The following is a 20,289-nucleotide window of genomic DNA, read 5'->3' on the forward strand; positions in this document are numbered from 1 at the left end:
GGCAAGCCTCCTTACGACTGTGTTTCGGGTATTGCGTGCCATCGGGTTTAACGACGCAGTTTCGCGCAATGATCCTGTTCCGGCTGAGCCGCCGTGTACCACACGTAATCCGCATTGTCGGCCGTTACCGTCTTGCCCACCTCGGCCAGAATCAACACCGCATCAACTTTACCTGCACCCAGGTCCTTGAGGTGCAGCGGCACACCCAGGTCCTTGCGCACATGGAAGGCGCCAGCCAGCAACAGCGCAGGGGTCGGTGCGGTAATCAGGCGTTCGGCCATGCGTCGGTCACGCTGCTGTTGCACGGCAAGCATCGCCGGCATCTGCGCGTCGGGCAGTAGGCCGCAATGGGATTGGCGGATGTCTTCCAGCAGGGTCGCCTGCACCTGTTTCGTGGTCGAGGCGCTGCCTTCAAGCACCGGGCGCTGTTTGTAGATCTGCATGATCTGCGCACGGTCGAGGTTGGCTGACAGCAGCGGATACGGCTGGCGCAAGGCGTAGGTCACCAGGGCGCCATAAACGCTCCAGTCCCAGTTGGCCTGCCAGGCCAACGCCTTGAAGGGGTCGGCCACAGGCTCACCGGCTCGAATGGCCGCCTGGGCGGCATCGACCCTGGCCTGCTGGTCGGGATTGAGCATTTCCATCAGCAGGCTGCCTTGTGCCCGTTGCGCCGCCAGTTCGCGCAGCAGCCACAGTTGCAGGGCGTGGTGATCCGGGTTGTCGTGCTGTTCGCCGACCAGCACGCGGAGCGCAACGGCCAGGCGCTGGACCAGCTCCTGGGGTGTCAGCGTACGGCCCGTGGCCAGTTCGCGGATAACGCCCAGGTCAGTGTGATCTCGCCCCTCGGGAGCAATCGGTGCCGGAGGCGGCGTGACGTGATGGGTTTGGCAGGCAGCCAGCAGGCTGAATGCACAGAGCAACAGAAAGCGCATCGGATTTCCTTGTATTGGCAAAGGCCCCTCCACCAGAGGAGGGGGCGATTCAGCGCGCGATGATCAACGGGTGACCACGTTCCGGATGTTGCTGGATCAACACCTGCAACCCATACACCGCCGCCAGCGCATCGGCGGTCAGCACGTTTGCCGGTGTACCGTAGGCATGGGGCAGGCCGTCCTGCAGCAACAGCAGATGATCGCAATAACGCGCGGCCAGGTTGAGGTCGTGAAGGATCACCAGCACCGCCGCACCGCGCCCGGCGAAGTCGCGCACCGCTTGCAGAATGGTGTGCTGGTGCAACGGGTCGAGCATCGAGGTTGGCTCATCGAGCAGCAGGGTCTGGCCTTCAGCGCCCGGCCACAACTGGGCGAGTACCCGCGCCAGATGTACGCGCTGGCGTTCACCCCCGGACAGGGCCAGATAGCTGCGCCCGGCCAGGTGCAGGGCATCGGCGGCCCGCAGCGCCTCGGCGACAATTTCCGCGTCGCGCACGCGGCCACTGGCGTGAGGCAGGCGACCCATGCCCACGACCTCATTGACCGAGAAAGCAAAGTTCAGGCTCGAACTCTGCGGCAACACGGCCAGGCGTCTCGCCCGCTCCTGACCCGGCCAGTCGGCAAGCTTGCGCTCGTCGAGGCTGACTGTGCCTTCATTGGCCGGCAATTCACCGCACAAGGCGGCGAGCAGGGTGCTTTTGCCCGCGCCGTTCGGCCCGAGCACGCCAAGTACTTCACCGGGGCGCAGGGCGATATCGATGTTCGCCAGTACCGTGCGTTGGCCACGGCGTACCAGCAAATTGTTTGCCCGCAGCATCAGGAGCGCCCTCGTACCAGCAGATAGAGAAAGAAGGGAGCACCAATCAGCGCTGTGACGATGCCGATCGGCAACTCGGCCGGCGCCAGCAGCAGGCGCGCGGCCAGATCGGCCAGCAGCAACAGGCTGGCACCGGCCAGCAACGAGGCGGGCAGCAACACCCGGTGATCTGGACCGACCAGCAGGCGCATCAGATGCGGCACCACCAGACCGATGAATCCGATCAGGCCGGCCGCAGCAACAGCGGCGCCGACACCCAGTGCGGTACAGAACACCAGTTCCAGCTTGATCCGCTCGATATTAAAGCCCAGGTGGCGGGCCTCGGATTCGCCCAGCAGCATCGCATTGAGCGCCGCCGCCCGGCGTGGCAACCACAGCGCCACGCCGACGGCCACGATCAGCAACGGCCACAAACGCGGGTAGCTTGCGCCGTTGAGGCTGCCCAGGTTCCAGAAGGTCAGGGTGCGTAAGGTCGCGTCATCGGCCAGGTAAGTAAACAGCCCGACCCCGGCACCGGCCATGGCCGTCATCGCCACGCCTGCCAACAGCATGGTGGCGACATCAGTCTGCCCGTTCTTGCGGCCAAAGCGATACACCACCGCCGTGACGATCAGGCCGCCAGCGAAGGCGCAGACTGACAGCAGGTAGGGTTCGACAGCGGGTGGAATGCCGCCAAGCAGGCTGCCACCGACAATGGCGATGGCCGCACCGAGTGCCGCACCGCCAGAGACACCGACCAGGCCCGGGTCCGCCAGGGGGTTGCGGAATAACCCCTGCATCGCCACGCCGGACAACGCCAGTACCGAGCCGACAGAAATCCCCAGCAGGCTGCGCGGCAAACGAATCTGCCCCAGGATCAGTTCCGCTTGTTGGGTGTCGCCAACGTCGAGCGGCAAGCCGAGCAAGCGCAGCCCGGCCAGCAAGGTATCACTTAGGGGCAGACTGACCGGTCCCAGGGCAAGGGACAGCCAGAACACCAGGATCAGCAACAACCCCAGGAAGATCAGTGTCGGACGCGGCCGGAAAATGGCCGTCATTGGCTGATCCCGGCGGTTTTTACGTCCGGGTAGAACGCTGCGCAGAGACGGCTCAGGGCATCCGGTACGCGCGGGCCAAGACCGCCGACCAGCAGCGTCGGATCGATCACCAGCACCCGGCCATCACGCCCGGCGCGGGTTTGCGCCAGGATCGGGTTCTGCTGCAGCAGCGCCGCACGTGCCGCGTCACCCTCCAGGCGACCACCGGCGAAGATGATCACCTGCGGGTCCAGGGCCAGCATGGCTTCGTTGGAGACCGGTTTATAGCCGTTGTGCTCGCCCAGGCTTGTGCCACCGGCCTGCTCGATCATCCAGGCCGCCAGGGTGTCTTTGCCCGCGACCTGCAGATTGCCACCGGAGTGGCTGAGCAGCATCAACACCCGCGGTGCCGGGTGTCGCTGTTGTGCTTGCTTGACCCAGTCAGCCTGGGCTTGCAGGCGCTTGAGGTAACCGGCCGTCTGGGCTTGCGCTTCGGTTTGCTTGCCCAGCAATTGGCCGAGCTCAGTCAGGTTGTGTTGCAGGGCCGCTACGTCAGCCTTCGCCGAGAGCATTTCAATGCGCACGCCGGCGGCCTTGAGCTGCTCCAGCACCGGTGGCGGCCCCATTTCAGTGCTGCCCACCAGAATGTCCGGCTTCAGGGCCAGAATGCCTTCGGCGGCCAGTGCGCGTTGGTAGCCGACGCTTGGCAGGCTGCGCAATGTCTGCGGGTGCTGACTGGTGCTGTCGACACCCACCAGTCGGCCTTCGCCACCGAGGGCGACCACCCATTCGCTGAATGCGCCACCGGCGCTGACCCAGCGCTGGGGCAGGGCGTCGGCGACGGCCATCTGGCTGACGAGCACGCCGGCACAGGCAAGCAGTGTTTTCATACGCATCGGGACTATTCCTTAGGCGATCACAGTGGTGCGGTTTCTGCCAGGGCACGCCAGTCGTCACGCTCGGTAATGCCCGGCTTGCGCACGCCGAACAACTGGATGACCCGTTCGCCTGCAGCATCGAAACCTTCGTAGCGGGTGATGATGCCATCGACGCTCGGCTTTCGCACACGCCACAGTTCGCAGGCAAGCCTGTTCCACCAGGATCGCGGGTGCATGGTGATTGGGGGGCACTGCACAAATCTGTAGGGGCCGGCTTGCGGGCGATGGCGTTGCGGTGGGCGACGCAATATTTGAGGCCGTCATCGCTGGCAAGCCAGCTCAAATAAGGTACCGAGGTCTTCAGTAATTCATCCCGTCATCAATCGCGATGCCTTTCGCACGCATCGCCTTGATCAGTTCGCCGCGGGTACCGGGCAGGTTGAGCATGGTACTGGCGCGCAATGCGGCGATTTCTTCAGCGGTATAGGGCTGGTAATCGGCCGGCACGCTTTGACCCGCCATCCCGTCTTTGCGCATCAGCCAGTTGAGCAGGTCGGCGAGTTGCGCATTGTTCAATGCCGATTGCGACATGCCGGGCACGCGCACGAGAAATTCACGGCCCCCCGGGACTTTCAGGAAATTGCCGACAAAGCCTTTCATCCTTGGCGTGTCGTTGGCGGCGGAGCCCGTACCGTCACCCAAATGGCAACCGGCGCATTGCAACTGGTAGTTCACGCCAACGCTGTAGCCGGCACGGGCAATTTCTTTTTGCGCTAGTTCGTTACCTGGTGCGTGACGCTGCGTCGGGTCGGGAATGGCACGGGCATAGGCAAGCGGGGCGCTCAGGGCGCAGACGAGACCGAGCAATATCAAAGTACGCATGCATCCAACTCCGCTGATGACCGGTTTTGCCCTGGATCTCTGTGGAAGCGCCCATGCTCCGGGCGGCGTTCCGACGATGGACTTGAGAACACCGCGTTTAGCCAGTAAACACGCGTTATCGTTAACGACCATCGTCGGAACGCCGCCCGGAGCATGCTCGCTCCTACAGGTGCAGTGAGCAGAAAAAAAGAAATGCAGTCAGAAAAAAAACGCCGGTTGCGTGAGCAACCGGCGCAAAGTGCGCGTTAAACGGCGACGCCACGAATGACCGAAACGGTGCAGTGGTAGATGTGCGACTTGGCGGCCAGGCACCAGTTCACATCGTTGTTGTTGAACGGGCGGTAGGCCGGCTCTTCACTGTCGTTACGGGTGCAGGCGCACTGGGCGCAGCTTTGTTTGCCGCAGCAGTCGTTGTACGAAATGATGTAGTCCTTGCCGTCGGCCGGGTTGCGGCAAGTGCCGATCCAGGTCACTTGCGAGGCCTCGGTGCCCGGCGGGCAGGAGGTCACGGAGCCGCCGCAGCAGCTGCACAGAAAGCCGTCGATGGAGCAGTAGCGCCAGTAGTCGCAGCTGTTCGGATCACCCGGGTCACCGGCTTGCGCAGGTTCGGCGGCCAAGGCCTTGCTGGTGCGATCCAGCGGCAGCAGCAGGGGCAGGGCGGCACCGGCCACCATCAGCGAGCCCATGCGCGCCAGCAGTTTACGGCGCGAAGTGGTGTCGGCCACACGGCGAGTCGAACGCTCAAACAACAGATCCAGCAGTTTCATAAAGGTCTCCCTGCCTTAATCAGTGGCTATGGCCGTGGCTGTGGTCGTGGGTGTGCGGTTGGGCATTGAGGTACTGCTGCAGCGTGGCGTGCTTGAGATGCTCGACCTCGAACAGGCTGTCCAGGTGCTCGCGGGAGTTGACCAGGCCTTTGGCGCGCAGGGTGCCGGACTTGTCGATCAGCGCGGCGTACGGCAGCTTGCCGATCTGGTAGGTCATGCCCACTTGCGGCCCGACCACGTAGGTCGCATCTTCCAGTTTGTGCTCGCGGATCAGCGCTTGCTGGGCGTCCATGTCGCCGTCGCTGACGAACACCACGTCGAGGCTGCCCGCTTGTTCCTTGGCGATGGACTTGATCGCCGGCAGCAGCGACTTGCAGATCGGGCAGGTCGGCGAGAGGAAGAACAGCAGTTGCGATTTTTCACCGGCATAGCCGAAGTTCACCGGGCGGCCGTGACGGTCCGAAGCGGTGATCTGTGGCGCGGCGTCGTTGACCGCCACGCCTTTGTCGACCATCAGCGCGCCGGCTGGCGCCAGGCGCCCGTGCAATACACCAATCTGGCGCACCAGGCCCATGACGACAAACGACACGGCCACCAGCAGCACCCAGAGCAGAACGTTGGAAACAATCAAGCCTTCCATTTCGATTACCTACCAATCAGTTTGAGCAGAAGAGGGGAGTTCGCCAGCAAGCCATCGGCGGCGGCGTAGATGAGCAGCGCAACAGCGGCGGCGGCCAGGGTCACGAAGCCATCGAACAGGTTAAGGTCGCGGGCCACTGGCGCCACGCTGGCCAGCAGGGCCAGTGCTACCAGCGCACTGTTGCGCAGCAGCAGGACCGGGCGCAGGGGTTGCGCCTGGTCGGGACCGGCGCAACCGCAGTCGATGTCCGCGCGACCACGCCACAGGTTGATGCCGATGGCGGCGGCGTACAGGGCCAACAGGCTGGCGGCGGCCACTGCGGCCCAGCCACGGGTGGCCGGAACCAGCAGGGCGAACGCGACGGCCAGTTCCACCAACGGAACCAGGCGCGCGCCCGGACGCACCAGCGCCTGTGGCAGCAGTTGGTAGTCCGCCAGTTGCCGGGCGAAACGGGCCGGTGCGCGCAACTTGTGGGTCGCGGCACTGGCCAGCAACGCCGCTATGGAGAGCGCACTGGCAATGATGAAGATCGGATCTGTGTGCATGGCCGAACCTCTTAGTAGCTCAGGACCTGAGTCGCGGTTTTTGCGACTTTAGGCATGCTGCCGGCGAGCTTGTTGGTCTTGAGGTCGAAGATCTGCAAACCACCTTCCACGTCGGTGCCCAGCAACAACGGTTTGTCATCGCCGGTGGCCTGCATGCTCCACACCGGAGCCGGGGCTTCGAGGGTGGCTATCTTCTTGTGAGTCTTGAGGTCGAACGCCCAGATCAACGGGCTCGGGTCTTCCCACTTCATTGCTTCATGGGCGTCGTGCATCAGCACGTACAAGCGATCCAGCTTCGGCGCCACAGCCATCAGTTGCCAGCCACCCGGTGCCCATCCGGCTTTCTTTTCTTCGTCGGTGGTCAGCGACCAGGCCGGCAGGATCTTCGGCGCGTCGCCGGAGAAGTCCACCCCACGCACGGTGCCCGTGGTGGTGGTGAAGTAGTAGGTGTCGCCGACGTTGACTGCACGCTCCACCAGTTTTTCCGCGTTCGGATCGAAGAACGGTGTACGACTGCGCGCGGTTTCCTGGCCCTGGTCGTTGAGGGTCAGCACTTGCAGGCTGCCGTCGCCACACAGCGAGGCGAAGCGGCGGTTGCCGATCGGGTAGATAAGCACGCAACCGGGAATGGCGATTTCCGTGGCGACGGCCTTGGCCTGGGTGTCGACCACCGTCACCGAGGTCGACGGGGTGAAGTTGTAGACGTAGACGAATTTGTCGTCGCCGCTTGGCTTGAGCGAGTAACGCTGGGTCAGCGATTCGGCGCGCTTGTTCGGGATCAGCACTTCCCAGGCTGGCGACAGGGTCGAGCTGTCCCAGGCGGTCAGCACGTCGGTGCGGGTGCCACGGGTACCACGGGAGTACCAGATGTCCGCACTGTAGAGCGTCTTTTTGTCATGGCTGAGGGTCGACGGCGCAGCGAATCCGGTTGGCACCATGCCGAGGATGCGCTTCTGGTCCGGGTCGACCACGGTGACACGGCCGGCCACGAAGCTGTCGAACTCGACGTCGATGACGAACGCGCGGTGAGCTTCTGGAGGGAACGCCAGAACAGTCTGGCCGATCGTACCGGCGGGCAGATCCGCGTGGGCACTGTTCAAACCGAGTACAAGCAGGCTCAGGCCAAGCGCTGACTGTACGGAGATCCTGTTTGTTCGCATAAGGGGAACTTCCTGAATTGTTGGTAACGCGGATCGCGGGTGCTTTGGCAGATTCTTGCCATTGAATTCTGCCTTGGCCGGCAATCGGGAGAATTGCTGTGGCTGCCAACTGTTTGTGTGTCTGTGCCAGTGTCATGAAACTGGCTGGTCAGCCTGATAGGGCGGGGGGCGTCAGACTGTGAAGGAGCGAAAGTGAACGCCTGTGACCAGGGGGGGCCTTAGGGGGCTTGTGGGGAAGGGGCTTCTGTGGCGAGGGGGCTTGCCGGACCGCCGCACCGCCCCGTTCGGCGGCGAAGCCGCCGCAGATTCAGGCACCTCGGTCTGTCGGAAGAATCGTCGGGGGCCGCTTCGCGACCCAACGGGGCGGTGCGGCGGTCCGACAAGCCCCCTCGCCACAGGCAAGCCCCTCATCTCAGAGTAAGCCCCCACACCTCAGAGTAAGCACCCACATCTCAGAGCAAGCACCCACATCTCAGAGCAAGCCCTCTCACCAGAGGTTGTCCCTCTTATTACAGGGCAAGCTCCCTCAACAGAACGTTTGGGTAAATCAGGCGAGCGGCAGGGAGAAGGTAAACACCGCCCCACACGGATCCAGGTTTTGCGCCCATATATCGCCGCGATGGCGGCCGATGATGTTTTTGCACAGGGCAAGGCCAATGCCGTTGCCGCTGACCTTGGACGAGAAGAAGCCGTCGAACAGCTTTTCTTGCGCCTGGGCCTGAATCCCGCGTCCGCTGTCTTCGATACGCACCAGCGCCGCCTCGCCGTCGCGGCTGGCATGAATGCGCAACAAACGTCGTTCTGCAGGCAGGTCGGCCATTTCTTCGATCGCGTTGAAGGCCAGGTTGAGGATCACCTGCCCGATCAGTACTTTCTCGCAACTCACCCGCAGCGGCCCGGGCGAGGTGACGACCTCCACGCGCACCAGACTCGGGTCGGCGCGCAGGCTGATGAAGTAGCGGGTTTCGCGCAGCAGCTCATTGAGGTCGACCAGTTCCTCGCTTTTCTCCAGCTTGACCACGTAGTCGCGCACGCTCTTGATGATCACCGAAGCGTGCTCGATCTGCCGCACCGCGCTCTGCAGGCCCCAGGTGACGCCGGGGTCGGCATCGGCAATGTTGCCCAGGCGGATCACCGCGCCTTCGATGAAGTTGCGTGTTGCCGCCAGGGGCTGGCTCAATTCGTGGGCGATGGCCACGGCCATTTCACCCATGGCGTTGTAGCGTGCCAGGTATTCGATTTTCTGCTCGCTGACTCGCCGTGCTTCTTCGGCGGCCACCTGCTCGGTGACGTCGCGGAACAGCAGCAGGTGGCCCACCAGGTCGTCCTCGATCTCGATGTAGCGACAGGTCGCGTCGTGCCAGCGCCATTCGCCGTCTTCGCGCTGCACCTTGTAGTGCACGCTGAAGGGCGCGTGCTCCGGTGTCTCCTGGGCGAACAGCTGCAGCAGGTGCTGGCGCGAAGTGTCGTCGCAGCTGTCGAGGAAATTCTTGCCCATCAAGTCCTGCACTTCGCTATTGAGCAGGTGTGCGGCGGAGTCGCTGATAAAACGGATATCACCCTCGGGGCCAAGCACCGCCACGCCCTCGGCCAGATCCTGCATGAAGGCCTTGAGCCGGCTTTCGAACCGCTTGAGGTCGCGCTTGACCTTGTCTTCCCGGGAAATGTCGCGGAACTGCACCATCAGCACATCGCGGCCGTCCAGATGCACCAGGGTCGCCACCGCCTCGGACAGGATCTCCACCCCTTGCTTGGAGCGATAACACCACTCGATCGCCCGTTGCCCGGTGCGCGCGGCGCCCTCCAGCCAGCGCAGCCCCACCGAGCGCCGGTACTTCGGTGCATTGCGGGTCATGTCCGGGGCCTTGAGCGGCGTCAGTTCCTCCAGGGTAAAACCCAGCGCCGCCAGGGCGGCGGCGTTGGCCCAGAGGATCTCCTTGGTGTGCGCATCGTGAAGGATGATGCACAGCGGCATGGCTTCGATCAGCGCATAAAAGTCATTCGGTTTTGGCAAATACATCGCACAGCCCTTGGCGGCAGAGGGTCACGACCGGTGATGTCGCAAGTATGGCGTTTTATACCTGCTGGCGCTCGGGGATGCGCTCAGAGGTAACCGGTGTCGGCCTAGGGGTTTTCTTTAGCTGGGGGGCTACACGCACCAATAGTTGCGCCAGGGTGCGGTTTTTACACTGGGTCCCAACGCAAAGGCACCCGCCGTGCTCTTTGTAGGAGCGAGCATGCTCCGGGCGGCGTTCCGACGATGGACGTCAACGATAACGCGTCCTGTCTGAATGCCCGCGTTGTTCCGGCGTTCTTCGTCGGAACGCCGCCCGGAGCATGCTCGCTCCTACAGAAAAGCAACGGTGTAGCCCACTAACAATAAGCAAAACGGAGAAAGCCCATGCTGCGTTCAGCTGTCGCGCAACAAGACCCTGTGTCCGGCTCGGTCGTGCCAATGGTCGAGAGTCAGCTATTTCAGCAGGTACTGGATGACGTTCGCCAGCGTCGCGAAGAATTCGACGCCGTCTCCCATGTGCCACGGGACATGATCGAACGCTTCAAAGCGGTTGGCATCTACCGCGCCGCCACGCCGAAATGCTTCGGCGGCGATGCCCTGGCACCGGCGCTTTTCCTGAAGATGATCGAACGCATCTCCGAAGCCGACGGCTCGGCGGGCTGGGTTGCCAGTTTCGGCAGCGCTGGCGTTTACCTCGCCGCCTTGCCCCGCGAAACCCTCGCTGAACTCTATGCCGACAGCCCCGACCTGGTGTTCGCCGGCGGCCTGTTTCCGTTGCAACCGGCCGAAGCCGTCGAAGGCGGCTATCAGGTCAACGGCACCTGGAAGTTCGCCAGCGGCTGCAAGGGCGCCGACCTCCTGGGCGTGGGCATCGGTGCGGCGGGCGGCAAGCCGCGTACTGCCGTGTTCCTCCCGGAGCAAGTGGAAATCGTCGAGAATTGGGACGTGGTCGGCCTCAAAGGCACCGGCAGCCATGACCTGCGCGTGACCGACAAGCGCGTCGACGAGCGCTGGACCTTCATCCGCGGTGGCGCTGCAACCATTGATGAACCGCTGTTCCGCTACCCGTCGATTGCCTACGCCGCGCAAGTGCTGGCGGTGGTCAACCTCGGCCTGGCCCGTGCCGCCCTTGACGAAATCAGTCGTATGGCCGGCGGCAGCGGCATCACCGGTGCGCCGAAGATGGCCGACCGCGCCTATGTGCGGATCGAGATCGCCAAGGCCGAAGCCAAGCTCAGCGCCGCCCGCGGTTTCTTCTACAACACCACCGAGCAGGTATGGGACTCGATCCTGGCCGGCAACCCGGTGACCCCGGAGCAGACCAGCCAGTTGCGCCTGTCCGCGATCCACGCATCCCAGGCCGGTGCGGCCGTGGTGCAGAGCGCCTACAGCCTGGCCGGGACCACCGCGATCTACCTGCGCCATCCGCTGCAACGCTACCTGCGCGACTCGATGGTGGTGACCCAGCACGCCTTCCTCAGCGAAGGCCTGTACGACGGCGCCGGCTCGGTGTTCCTCGGCGTACCGCCGTTCCCGGGCTACATCTGATTTTTTCATCACTTATTCAAGGACACACCCATGACCCAAGCTACCCAGGAACCGTTGCGCGTCGTCTTCTGCATCGGCATCACCCAGAACTTTTTCGACCTGCCAACCGGTGAAGGCCTGAGCGTCTGGAAGGGCTTCAGCCAGATGATGGGCGACCTCGGCGCCATGCCTGGCATCACCGTGCTCGGCGCGATGGATGACGACCGCCTGATGGTCGGCCCGTCCACCACGTCGCCCTGGACCGTATACATCATGGCCGACGTCGACTGCCACCAGTCGGTGATCAACGCCTGCAACCTGTTCCGCACCACCCCGGTCGGGGAGTACAGCCTGTGGCGCTATGCCAAGGTCGAGGCGCGCATCGGTCGTCCGCTGACTATCCCTGAAGCGGCACGGGTGTAAGCCATGGACGAGGCCTTGTTGCAGCGTCTGGCGACGCTCGAAGGGGATCTGGCGAAGCTCGTAGGGGAAGGCGCAGTGCGTCGACTGATGGCGCGCTACATGGACCTGTGCGATGTGCCACGGGCGCCGACCCACGTCAGTGACCTGGCCGGTCTGTTCACCGAGGACGCGATCTGGGAAGGCATCGGCAGCCAGACCGCGCAAACCTTTGGCCAGCACCATGGCCGCGAGGCTGTGGCGGCATTCGTCGGCGGTTACCTGCCACCGTCGGATCACTTCCGGCTGAATCTGCATTACCTCACCAGCGAGTCGATCCTGGTTGACGGCAGCGCGGGGCAGGGGCAGTGGATCATGCAGCAGATCTCTACCTATGCCGATGGCCGCAACGAGTTGTTCGGTACCCGACTGAACATCGATTTTCGCTGTGTCGACGGCGTCTGGCTGATCGCGCATTTCCGTACGCAACGCTTGTTCAACAAGGAGCTGGGCGCATGAGTACCTTCATCAGCGAATTCATCCTAGGTGGTAACGGCAAGCGCGTGGCGATCAAGGACTCCATCGACATCGCCGGCCACCCGACCCGTTCGGGCAGCCGGGCGTTTGCCGATGCGCCAGCGGCGACGAAAAACGCCGACGTGGTGGATGCGATTATCAACGCTGGCTGGCAGATCGTCGGCAAGACCAATCTGCATGAACTGGCCTTTGGCGTGACCGGCATCAACGACTTCACCGGCACGCCGATCAATCCGCAAGCGCCGGATCGTGTGCCGGGCGGTTCCTCCAGCGGCTCGGCGTCGGCAGTTGCCGCCGGCCTTGCAGACATCGCCCTGGGCACCGACACCGGTGGTTCGGTGCGGGTGCCGGCGGCGTGCTGCGGCATTGCCGGGCTGAAGCCGACTTACGGACGTGTCAGTCGTGCCGGCGCCCATCCGCTTCAATCCAGCCTCGATTGCGTCGGCCCGTTCGCCAAAAGCATGGACGACTTGATCGCGGCCATGCAGGTGATTTGCCCGGGTTTTGCCGTGCAGGGTATGCCCGGCGACGGCGCCAGAGTCGGCTTTCTCGAAGTGGCCTGCGACTCGCACTTGCAAGCCAGCCTGGGCGCCGCCGCCGACCGTGCCGGATGGCGCCGCAGCCATCTGCACCTGAGCGAATTCGAAGCGGCATTCGCTGCCGGCCTGACGGTGATCAACTTTGAGAACTGGGCAGCGTTCGGTCACCTGACCGGCAAGGGCCTGATCGGCAGCGATGTCGAGACCCGCCTGTTGGCGGCCAGCCGCACCACCCGTGAAGAACTGGCCCAGGCCGAAGCCGTTCGCACGCGCTTCACCCAACAGGTGGATTCGGCGCTGGAAGACTTTGCCGTGTTGCTGTTGCCAACGCTGCCGACCTTGCCGCCGACCCTCAGCGAAGCCCGCGCCGGCAGCAAGGCCGTGGCTGGCATGACGCCGCTTGTGCGGCCATTCAATTTAAGCGGTCACCCGGCGTTGACGGTGCCGGTGGAACTCGATTGCGGCGGGCTGAAAGTCGGCCTGCAAATCGTTGGCCGCAAAGGTCAGGACGAACTGGTCTGCGCCTTTGGTGCGCAACTTCAACACAGCATGGGCGGTATACCCGCCAACGCTAAAAACAAATCATAAAAAGAAGCCATGAGGAGAACCGCATGAGCACTCATGAATACCGGCTGATCGCGACGTCGAAAAGCCCCGAAGACCTGGTGCAGCACGACCGCGTCGATGTCTCGCTGTACAACGACCCGGCGCTGTTCGAAGCCGAGCTGGAAAAGATTTTCTACCGCACCTGGGTGTGGGTCGCCCACGAAAGCGAAGTGCGTAACAGTGGCGATTTCAAGACCGCCACCATCGGCCGTCGTCCGGTGATCGTTGTTCGCGACAAGAAGAACAACATCAACGTGCTGGAAAACCGTTGCCGGCACCGTGGCGCCACCGTGTGCGAGAAGCACAAGGGCAATGCCACCGGTTTCACCTGCCCTTACCACAGCTGGTCCTATGGCCTGGACGGCAAGCTGCGCGCGCTGCCGTACCCGGACGGCTACGAAGGCATCCTCGAAAAGTCGGAATTGCCGCTGACCAGCCTGCGCGTGGAAAGCTACGCCGGCATGGTCTTCGCCAGCTACAACGACGAGATCGAACCGCTGGAAGACTTCCTTGGCGGCGCGAAACACTGGATGGACCTGTTCATGAAACAGGGCGCCGGGTACCCGATCAAGACCCAGGGTGAACACAAGTTCAGCTTCAAGGGCAACTGGAAGATCCAGCTGGAAAACACCACCGACGGGTACCACTTCCCGATCGTGCACAAGTCGTTCATGTCGTCGGTGGATGAAGAAACCTCGGAAATGCTCTCGTTCATGACCGACGAGCAGGCCGTGACCTACTCCCTGGGCAATGGCCACAGCGTGATGGTCATGGTGCCGGAGCACGTCGATCTTGATCACGACGACGGCACCGAACAGTTGCAGGAGCGCTTCGCTCACGTCACTGAAGAGCTGTCGAAAACCATGCCGGCCGATCAGGTCCGTCGCATCGTACGTTCGCTGCACGGCGCCGGTTTCAACCTGAACCTGTTCCCGAACATCGCCATGTCGATGTCGTTCTTCCGCGTGCTGCGTCCGGTGTCGGTCACCGAAACGGAAATCCGTCACGTCGCCCTCGGCATGGACGGTGGCCCGCAAGTCGCCAACCGCGAACGCATGCGCATCCACGAACACTTCCAGGGCCCGTTCGGTTTCGGCAGCCCTGACGATGCCGAAGCCTGGGACCGTGTACAGCGCGGCTCGTACGCCGGCGTCGATGCACCAATCCTGGTCAACCGCGGCCTGAACCGCGAAATCACCGCTGAAAACGGCGACAAGGTCAGCCACGCCACCGATGAAGGCGGCATGCGCGGTGCCTACGACATGTGGAAAAGGATGATGAGCCAATGAGCAATGAAGACACCCTGAACGGTTTTTCCGGCCCGTTGGCCCAGGCCATCGAATTCATCTGGCGCGAAGCCGAACTGCTGGATCACAAGAACTACGCCGAATGGGCGACCTTGTGGAGCGAAAGCGGCAAGTACATCGTACCGATCGATCCGGACACCGAAGACTTCGAGGCCACCCTCAACTACGCCTATGACGACGCGCGCATGCGTGACCTGCGTATCGAGCGCCTGACCGCAGGCTACTCGCCGTCGGCGGTGGATGCAGCGAAAACCATCCGCACGATCTCGCGTTTTCGTCTGGTGGAAGCGGCCGGCGACATCGTCGAGGTCAACTCGGCGCAGCTGCTGTATGCCTACAAGCGCGGCGTGCACACGCCGTTCGTGGCCGACCTGAACCACCGCATTCGTTTTCTCGATGGTGTGGCGAAACTGGAACGCAAGGTCGTGCGCCTGATCAACTCCACCGATAGCCTGAGCGCGCTCGGCTTCCTTTTGTGAGGGCAACATCATGAGTCGAGTAGCCCTTGTTACGGGAGCTTCGCGCGGATTGGGCGAGTGCATCGCCCGGCGTCTGCATGCAGCCGGTTATCGTGTCGCCCTGGCCGATGTGCGCCTGGGCGGTGTGCAGGCGCTGGCCGCCGAGCTCGATGGCAGCGGCGCCACTGCAGTCGCCATTGAACTGGATGTGCGCAGCAAGGCGGACTTCCAGCGCGCCCGTGACCTGCTGGCCGAACGCTGGGGTGGTACTGACATTCTGGTGAACAACGCAGGCGTTTCGAAAGTCGCGGCGCTGATGGACATCACGCCGGAAGAATTCGATGAATCGATGGCGATCAACCTGCGCGGCACTTTCGTTGCCTGCCAGGTGTTCGGCGCGCATTTCGCCGAGCGTGGTTTCGGTCGCATCGTCAACATCGCTTCCCTGGCCGGACAAAACGGCGGCACCGCCACCGGCGCGCATTACGCGGCGGCCAAGGGTGGCGTGGCAACGCTGACCAAGGTCTTCGCCCGGGAACTGGCACCGCAAGGCGTCACGGTCAACAGCATCTCGCCGGGTCCCCTGGACTTGCCGGTGGTGCGCGAAACCGTGGCCCCCGAGCGTCTGGAGCTGATCCTCAAGATGATCCCGGCCGGCACCCTTGGCGATCCGGCGTTCATCGCCGACAGCGTGTTGCTGTTGATCGCCGACAACGCGACCTCGGTGACCGGTGCGTGCCTGGACGTCAACGGCGGCTTGTTCATGCGCTGAGCAGCAGAAAAATGACCCCTGTAGGAGCGAGCATGCTCGCGATGGTCGTCAACGATGACGCTGGAAACCTGGCACCCCGTGGTGACCTCGGGTTCATCGCGAGCATGCTCGCTCCTACAAGGTGCAGTACCCAAAACAACAATATTCAGGTGATGCAATGATGAAGGTGAAGATCGAAAGGATCGTCGACGAAGCGCTGGATATCCGTTCCTTTCGCCTCGTGCGCAGTGACGGCCAGCCGCTCGACACCTATGAACCGGGCGCCCACGTCGACCTTACCGGGCCGACCGGTGTTACCCGGCAGTATTCGCTGTGCAGCCCGCCACAGGATCGCCGCGCCTATCTGGTGGCGGTGAAGAAAGAAGCGCAGTCGCGCGGTGGCTCACTGGCGCTGCACGAGCAAGTGGAAGAGGGCATGGAGCTGGAAATGGGGGCGCCACGCAACTTGTTCCGCCTCGACGAGACGGCCAGCGAACACGTGCTGTTTGCTGCCGGTATCGGCGTCACACCGCTGCTGAGCATGGCGTATCGATTGGCTGAAAGCGGTCAAGCCTATCGCTTGCACTATTTTGCACGCTCTGAGCAGTACGCCGCCTTTACTCAGCTGTTGGCCACAAATTTTCCGGAAAATGTCGAGTTTCACTACGGCGTGGAACCGGCGGACCTGGACGGCGCATTGAGCGCCTGCCTGGAACGCGCAGGCGGCGCGGCCCATGTCTACACCTGTGGCCCGGCACCGTTCATGAACAAGGTGGTGGAAGTGGCCGCGCGCACGCGCCCGGACGACGCCATTCACCTGGAGCACTTCGCTGCCGATCCGGCCGCCAACAGCGCGCCGACGGGCAGCTTCGAAGTCGAGCTGGCCAGTTCCGGCGTGGTGCTTCACGTCCCGGCCGACAGCAGCCTGGTGGATGTGTTGCAGGCCCACGGTTGCGACATCGACACCGAGTGCCGCGAAGGCATCTGCGGTACCTGCATAGTCGAGGTGCTCGACGGCCTGCCGGAGCACCGCGACAATTGCCTTTCCAACAAGGAAAAGGCTTCCAACAAGCAGATTTGCGCCTGTGTATCCCGGGCGCTTTCCGCTCGTCTGGTATTGGACATTTAACTCAAGGGAAAGCTGGAAAGCTTGCGCCGGAGCCTGTTGAATGGGCGCCCGGCGGCCATCGAGGGAGGCGATGGCAGTAAACGAGACAGATTTGACCGAGCCGCTCGACGAAGCGGTCGGAAAATAACAAGAAAAACCTGAGGCTTTGCGGACATGATTACAGCATCGACGGTGCGCAATGAAGCGTTCGAAAGTTGGTTGAGCCAGGTAAACCAGGCCTGTGGGCGTTTCGACGCGCGGGCGCTGGACACCGACTTCTATGGTGAACTGACGGAGTTTCGCAGCGGAGCGATCAGCCTGAGTGTGGTCGACATGGCGCATGTGCATCTGTACCGCACCAGCAAGGACGTCAGCACCAGCAGCGACGGCCACTTCTACGCGGTGTTCCAGATGCGCGGCAGTTCTCAGCTGGAGCAGGGCGACAACCGCGCGCAACTGGGTTGTGGTGACATCGCCCTGATCGATGCCAGCCGTCCGAGCGACATGACCTACAACGAAGATTCGCGACAACTGTCGCTGATTTTGCCGCGTCAGGTGGTCGAGCGTGGCTCGCACTTCAATGCCGTCAACTGCGCCACGCGCATTGGCGCCAGCAGCCCGCTGGCCGCGATGGCCAACAAGCTGGTGCTGGACACCCGGCGACAGGAAGGGCTGGACATGCAGGAAAGCGAGGCGGTGCTCGACGCCCTGGCCAGCCTGCTGCTGCCGGGCATCAGCGCCCGCGACAGCGGCGCAGACGCCCACGAACGACAATTTCGCAAGATCATCGCGTTCATCGATGCGCACCTCAGCGACGAGGAACTGTGCCCGGAACTGATTGCCCGTGAGGTTGGGATTTCCGTGCGCGGCCTGTACCGGATGTTCTCCAAGCGCGGCCTGGTCGTGGCGCAATACATCAAGCACCGACGCCTGGATTTCTGCGCGCAAAACCTGCGCCGCGCCGACGTCGAACAGAAGCTCTCGGCACTGTGTTATGCCTGGGGTTTCTCCGATTCCAGCTACTTCTCCTCGGCGTTCAAATCACGCTTTGGCGTATCGCCGGGCGCGTATCGCAAGCGCTATAGCCAAAACTGACTCGCTCCCATAGACGATCTTCAGTGAGCGCAAAAATCTGCGAACGGCCACAAATCCCCCGTTGGAGCGGGCTTGCCCGCGATGGCGGAGTGTCAGTCGCCGGTGATGCTGGATGTGCCGGCTACTTCGTCGGAGCGCCGCCCCGAGCAAGCCCGCTCCCGCATGGATTTTTCGCCGTACACAGCTTTGTGTTCGCTGGAGTTCCCCTGCGGGAGCGGGCTTGCCCGCGAAGGCGGATTGTCAGGCGCCGGTGATGCTGGATCTGCCGGCTTCTTCGTAGGAGCGCCGCCCCGAGCAAGCCCGCTCCGGCATGGATTTTTCGCCGTACACAGCTTTGTGTTCGCTGGAGTTCCCCTGTGGGAGCGGGCTTGCCCGCGAAGGCGGCGTTTCAGTCGCCGGTGATGCTGGATGTGCCGCAAGTCTTGGGGGTAATGTCAGTGCCGTGCCGGCTCGTCCCCAGGCAGGTGCAGCACTTCGCGCACCAGCATGGCGATGCTGCTGACGCCCATCTTTTCCTTGATCTTGGTGCGGTGTACGTCAACGGTTTTGACGCTGATGTCCAGCTCCCGGGCAATCACTTTGCTGGCCTTGCCATCGATCACCAGCATCAACACTTCGCGTTCGCGAGCCGTCAGCAGGGCCATTTTGCCTTGCAGGCTCTGACGCTGCGCCTGATCGGCCTGGGCATGCACGGCGGCTTTGAGCGCGGCCTGGATGCGGTCGATCATCTGTTGTGGGTTGTAGGGCTTCTCGACGAAATCCAGCGCGCCGTTCTTCATCGCCGTGACCGACATCGGAATGTCGCCATGGGCCGAGACGAAAATGGTCGGCAGACTGCTGCCGCGCTGGTTGAGGATTTCCTGCAACTGGAAGCCACTGGTTTCCGGCATGCGCACATCCAGCACCAGGCAGGCAGGCTGCGTGGGATCGTATTGGCTGAGGAACTCTTCGGCGCCGGCAAAGCACTGCGCCTGCACGCTGACAGACTCCAGCAGCCAGGCCAGCGAGGTGCGCAGGTCTTTATCGTCGTCAACGATGTAAACAATCGGTTTGCGGGTTTGCATCTGGGGCTGCCACGGAAATTTCTAATTATTGTTTTCCCACGCGAGTCGCGCGGCGCACTTAGGCTGAACTATTGAAGCCAGTTAGAAGAATACCTACTGTGACCGGTGCTTGCGATAAAGAAACCACCTAGTCGACTAGCGGAAAGCCAACCTCGCCATGGGGATCGTCGCAATGGTTGCGGCGCGTGCCGGGCCTTAGTCTTGTTCCATCACCTACGGGCCGCGCTACAGCGGCCCTCCTGAAGGAAGGGGCACCGACATGGCCGACCTGAGCCAGCAGCAAATCGACTTTCGCAACGCCATGGCGCAGCTGCCGGCGGCGGTGAACATCATCACCACCAACGGCCCCGGCGGACGTTGCGGCATCACTGCCAGCGCCGTGTGCTCGGTGACCGATTCGCCGCCCACGGTGCTGGTGTGCGTCAACCGCAACAGCGCCACCCACGACGTGTTCCGCACCAATGGTCACCTGTGCATCAACGTGCTGTGTGGCGAGCAGGAAGAGCTGGCCAAGCACTTCGCCGGCATGACCAAGGTGCCGATGGCCGAGCGCTTCGAATGGGACCTGTGGGACGATGGTGCCGCCGACGTGCCGGTGCTGCGCGATGCCTTGGTCCAACTGCAAGGACGCATCAGCGAATGCAAGGAAGTGGGCTCGCATTCGGTGTTGTTCGTCGAGCTGACTCAGGTCGGCGTGCGTGAGCCGCGCGATAGCCTGGTGTATTTCAACCGCTTGTTTCATCGCGTTGAGCATGCCAGTGCGGCTTGATTGAGTCCGCGTTATTGTTCATCGCGGGGGATCGACCCACCGCAGTAGCACAGGTCATGGATCGTTCCCTGGCTCCTACAGGGATCGCCGTTGAACAGAGGATTTGTGCACGACACAGATCCACTGTAGGAGCGAGCATGCTCGCGATGGCGGTGTGTCAGGTGCCAGAAGTGTTGGATTTGCCGGCCCCATCGCCGGCAGGCCGGCTCCCACAGGGATCGCCGGTGAAAACAGGATTTGTGCACGACACAGATCCACTGTAGGAGCGAGCATGCTCGCGATGGCGGTGTGTCAGGTGCCAGAAGTGTTGGATTTTCCGGCCCCATCGCCGGCAGGCCGGCTCCCACAGGGATCGCCGGTGAAAACAGGATTTGTGCACGACACAGATCCACTGTAGGAGCGAGCATGCTCGCGATGGCGGTGTGTCAGGTGCCAGAAGTGTTGGATTTTCCGGCCCCATCGCCGGCAGGCCGGC

General features: G+C 62.9%; 21 protein-coding genes and 1 pseudogene. 10 read left to right on the forward strand and 12 right to left on the reverse strand.

Annotated elements, in window-relative coordinates:
• Nucleotides 1-47: 47 nt before the first annotated feature.
• The 11 genes and pseudogenes from AC07OG_RS08770 to AC07OG_RS08820 all read right to left on the reverse strand — a co-directional run bounded on the left by AC07OG_RS08770 (nt 48) and on the right by AC07OG_RS08820 (nt 9,657).
• Entirely contained in the window at nt 48-932 is an 885-nt protein-coding gene (locus tag AC07OG_RS08770) for a ChaN family lipoprotein (protein ID WP_495066777.1), read from the reverse strand.
• A gap of 49 nt (nt 933-981) precedes the next feature.
• Complete coding sequence (locus AC07OG_RS08775) at nt 982-1,749, reverse strand: heme ABC transporter ATP-binding protein (RefSeq protein ID WP_218423264.1); 768 nt, start codon at nt 1,747-1,749, stop codon at nt 982-984.
• Nucleotides 1,749-2,732 (reverse strand): FecCD family ABC transporter permease, encoded by a 984-nt coding sequence (locus AC07OG_RS08780; RefSeq protein ID WP_495066912.1) that lies wholly within the window; start codon nt 2,730-2,732, stop codon nt 1,749-1,751. Before AC07OG_RS08780 ends, AC07OG_RS08775 begins: the two co-directional genes overlap by 1 nt.
• A 50-nt stretch (nt 2,733-2,782) precedes the next feature.
• The gene (locus AC07OG_RS08785) at nt 2,783-3,661 is read right to left on the reverse strand and encodes a heme/hemin ABC transporter substrate-binding protein (protein ID WP_495066778.1); all 879 of its coding nucleotides are present in this window, start codon (nt 3,659-3,661) and stop codon (nt 2,783-2,785) included.
• Nucleotides 3,662-3,681: 20 nt separating this feature from the next.
• Nucleotides 3,682-3,843: pseudogene (locus tag AC07OG_RS08790) on the reverse strand (hemin-degrading factor); the annotation flags it as partial.
• A gap of 160 nt (nt 3,844-4,003) precedes the next feature.
• A complete protein-coding gene (locus AC07OG_RS08795) occupies nt 4,004-4,525 on the reverse strand; it encodes a cytochrome C (RefSeq protein ID WP_495066779.1) in 522 nt (173 codons plus the stop codon).
• A gap of 245 nt (nt 4,526-4,770) precedes the next feature.
• On the reverse strand, nt 4,771-5,292 hold the full coding sequence (locus tag AC07OG_RS08800; RefSeq protein WP_060543633.1) for a methylamine dehydrogenase light chain: 522 nt from the start codon (nt 5,290-5,292) through the stop codon (nt 4,771-4,773).
• 19 nt (nt 5,293-5,311) lie between these two features.
• On the reverse strand, nt 5,312-5,932 hold the full coding sequence (mauD, locus tag AC07OG_RS08805; protein ID WP_495066780.1) for a methylamine dehydrogenase accessory protein MauD: 621 nt from the start codon (nt 5,930-5,932) through the stop codon (nt 5,312-5,314).
• 5 nt (nt 5,933-5,937) lie between these two features.
• Nucleotides 5,938-6,477: a MauE/DoxX family redox-associated membrane protein gene (locus AC07OG_RS08810; protein ID WP_495066781.1), complete on the reverse strand. Its 540-nt coding sequence runs from the start codon at nt 6,475-6,477 to the stop codon at nt 5,938-5,940.
• Between the two features lie 11 nt (nt 6,478-6,488).
• Nucleotides 6,489-7,637: an amine dehydrogenase large subunit gene (locus tag AC07OG_RS08815; RefSeq protein WP_060543630.1), complete on the reverse strand. Its 1,149-nt coding sequence runs from the start codon at nt 7,635-7,637 to the stop codon at nt 6,489-6,491.
• Between the two features lie 547 nt (nt 7,638-8,184).
• A complete protein-coding gene (locus tag AC07OG_RS08820) occupies nt 8,185-9,657 on the reverse strand; it encodes a sensor histidine kinase (protein WP_495066782.1) in 1,473 nt (490 codons plus the stop codon).
• 381 nt (nt 9,658-10,038) lie between these two features.
• Here AC07OG_RS08820 and AC07OG_RS08825 point away from each other — a divergent pair, with 381 nt between their 5' ends.
• The 9 genes from AC07OG_RS08825 (at nt 10,039) to feaR (ending at nt 17,981) form a co-directional block, all read left to right on the forward strand.
• Nucleotides 10,039-11,202, forward strand: coding sequence for an acyl-CoA dehydrogenase family protein (locus AC07OG_RS08825; protein ID WP_495066783.1), 1,164 nt, complete (start codon nt 10,039-10,041; stop codon nt 11,200-11,202).
• A 30-nt stretch (nt 11,203-11,232) separates the two neighbouring features.
• The gene (locus tag AC07OG_RS08830; RefSeq protein WP_060543627.1) at nt 11,233-11,604 is read left to right on the forward strand and encodes a hypothetical protein; all 372 of its coding nucleotides are present in this window, start codon (nt 11,233-11,235) and stop codon (nt 11,602-11,604) included.
• Between the two features lie 3 nt (nt 11,605-11,607).
• On the forward strand, nt 11,608-12,099 hold the full coding sequence (locus tag AC07OG_RS08835; RefSeq protein WP_495066784.1) for a nuclear transport factor 2 family protein: 492 nt from the start codon (nt 11,608-11,610) through the stop codon (nt 12,097-12,099).
• Nucleotides 12,096-13,244, forward strand: a complete 1,149-nt coding sequence (locus AC07OG_RS08840; protein WP_495066785.1) for an amidase — start codon at nt 12,096-12,098, stop codon at nt 13,242-13,244. The genes AC07OG_RS08835 and AC07OG_RS08840 overlap by 4 nt, the downstream gene beginning before the upstream one ends.
• Before the next feature lie 23 nt (nt 13,245-13,267).
• Nucleotides 13,268-14,551, forward strand: a complete 1,284-nt coding sequence (locus AC07OG_RS08845) for an aromatic ring-hydroxylating oxygenase subunit alpha (RefSeq protein ID WP_495066786.1) — start codon at nt 13,268-13,270, stop codon at nt 14,549-14,551.
• Nucleotides 14,548-15,048 (forward strand): aromatic-ring-hydroxylating dioxygenase subunit beta, encoded by a 501-nt coding sequence (locus AC07OG_RS08850; protein ID WP_495066787.1) that lies wholly within the window; start codon nt 14,548-14,550, stop codon nt 15,046-15,048. Before AC07OG_RS08845 ends, AC07OG_RS08850 begins: the two co-directional genes overlap by 4 nt.
• Before the next feature lie 10 nt (nt 15,049-15,058).
• Nucleotides 15,059-15,799, forward strand: coding sequence for an SDR family NAD(P)-dependent oxidoreductase (locus AC07OG_RS08855; RefSeq protein ID WP_495066788.1), 741 nt, complete (start codon nt 15,059-15,061; stop codon nt 15,797-15,799).
• A gap of 157 nt (nt 15,800-15,956) precedes the next feature.
• Nucleotides 15,957-16,907, forward strand: coding sequence for a PDR/VanB family oxidoreductase (locus AC07OG_RS08860; protein WP_495066789.1), 951 nt, complete (start codon nt 15,957-15,959; stop codon nt 16,905-16,907).
• Between the two features lie 153 nt (nt 16,908-17,060).
• On the forward strand, nt 17,061-17,981 hold the full coding sequence (gene feaR / locus AC07OG_RS08865; RefSeq protein WP_495066790.1) for a transcriptional regulator FeaR: 921 nt from the start codon (nt 17,061-17,063) through the stop codon (nt 17,979-17,981).
• A 434-nt stretch (nt 17,982-18,415) separates the two neighbouring features.
• On the opposite strand, the gene AC07OG_RS08870 is transcribed toward feaR, so the two are convergent.
• On the reverse strand, nt 18,416-19,045 hold the full coding sequence (locus AC07OG_RS08870; RefSeq protein WP_060543619.1) for a response regulator transcription factor: 630 nt from the start codon (nt 19,043-19,045) through the stop codon (nt 18,416-18,418).
• 259 nt (nt 19,046-19,304) lie between these two features.
• Between AC07OG_RS08870 and hpaC the strand changes: the two genes are divergently transcribed.
• Nucleotides 19,305-19,814, forward strand: coding sequence for a 4-hydroxyphenylacetate 3-monooxygenase, reductase component (gene hpaC, locus AC07OG_RS08875; RefSeq protein WP_060543618.1), 510 nt, complete (start codon nt 19,305-19,307; stop codon nt 19,812-19,814).
• The last annotated feature ends 475 nt before the right edge of the window (nt 19,815-20,289 follow it).

It is taken from the genome of Pseudomonas sp. GW821-FHT09H03 (assembly GCF_059415945.1).

Excerpts from the sequence above, each read along its gene's own strand:
- AC07OG_RS08845 (WP_495066786.1), top strand. The coding sequence starts at position 13,268 with ATGAGCACTCATGAATACCGGCTGATCGCGACGTCGAAAAGCCCCGAA.
- feaR (WP_495066790.1), top strand. The coding sequence starts at position 17,061 with ATGATTACAGCATCGACGGTGCGCAATGAAGCGTTCGAAAGTTGGTTG.
- AC07OG_RS08775 (WP_218423264.1), bottom strand. The coding sequence starts at position 1,749 with ATGCTGCGGGCAAACAATTTGCTGGTACGCCGTGGCCAACGCACGGTA.
- AC07OG_RS08820 (WP_495066782.1), bottom strand. The coding sequence starts at position 9,657 with ATGTATTTGCCAAAACCGAATGACTTTTATGCGCTGATCGAAGCCATG.
- AC07OG_RS08770 (WP_495066777.1), bottom strand. The coding sequence starts at position 932 with ATGCGCTTTCTGTTGCTCTGTGCATTCAGCCTGCTGGCTGCCTGCCAA.
- AC07OG_RS08870 (WP_060543619.1), bottom strand. The coding sequence starts at position 19,045 with ATGCAAACCCGCAAACCGATTGTTTACATCGTTGACGACGATAAAGAC.
- mauD (WP_495066780.1), bottom strand. The coding sequence starts at position 5,932 with ATGGAAGGCTTGATTGTTTCCAACGTTCTGCTCTGGGTGCTGCTGGTG.
- AC07OG_RS08795 (WP_495066779.1), bottom strand. The coding sequence starts at position 4,525 with ATGCGTACTTTGATATTGCTCGGTCTCGTCTGCGCCCTGAGCGCCCCG.
- AC07OG_RS08835 (WP_495066784.1), top strand. The coding sequence starts at position 11,608 with ATGGACGAGGCCTTGTTGCAGCGTCTGGCGACGCTCGAAGGGGATCTG.
- AC07OG_RS08840 (WP_495066785.1), top strand. The coding sequence starts at position 12,096 with ATGAGTACCTTCATCAGCGAATTCATCCTAGGTGGTAACGGCAAGCGC.
- AC07OG_RS08785 (WP_495066778.1), bottom strand. The coding sequence starts at position 3,661 with ATGCGTATGAAAACACTGCTTGCCTGTGCCGGCGTGCTCGTCAGCCAG.
- AC07OG_RS08855 (WP_495066788.1), top strand. The coding sequence starts at position 15,059 with ATGAGTCGAGTAGCCCTTGTTACGGGAGCTTCGCGCGGATTGGGCGAG.
- AC07OG_RS08800 (WP_060543633.1), bottom strand. The coding sequence starts at position 5,292 with ATGAAACTGCTGGATCTGTTGTTTGAGCGTTCGACTCGCCGTGTGGCC.
- hpaC (WP_060543618.1), top strand. The coding sequence starts at position 19,305 with ATGGCCGACCTGAGCCAGCAGCAAATCGACTTTCGCAACGCCATGGCG.
- AC07OG_RS08815 (WP_060543630.1), bottom strand. The coding sequence starts at position 7,637 with ATGCGAACAAACAGGATCTCCGTACAGTCAGCGCTTGGCCTGAGCCTG.
- AC07OG_RS08850 (WP_495066787.1), top strand. The coding sequence starts at position 14,548 with ATGAGCAATGAAGACACCCTGAACGGTTTTTCCGGCCCGTTGGCCCAG.
- AC07OG_RS08860 (WP_495066789.1), top strand. The coding sequence starts at position 15,957 with ATGATGAAGGTGAAGATCGAAAGGATCGTCGACGAAGCGCTGGATATC.
- AC07OG_RS08825 (WP_495066783.1), top strand. The coding sequence starts at position 10,039 with ATGCTGCGTTCAGCTGTCGCGCAACAAGACCCTGTGTCCGGCTCGGTC.
- AC07OG_RS08810 (WP_495066781.1), bottom strand. The coding sequence starts at position 6,477 with ATGCACACAGATCCGATCTTCATCATTGCCAGTGCGCTCTCCATAGCG.
- AC07OG_RS08830 (WP_060543627.1), top strand. The coding sequence starts at position 11,233 with ATGACCCAAGCTACCCAGGAACCGTTGCGCGTCGTCTTCTGCATCGGC.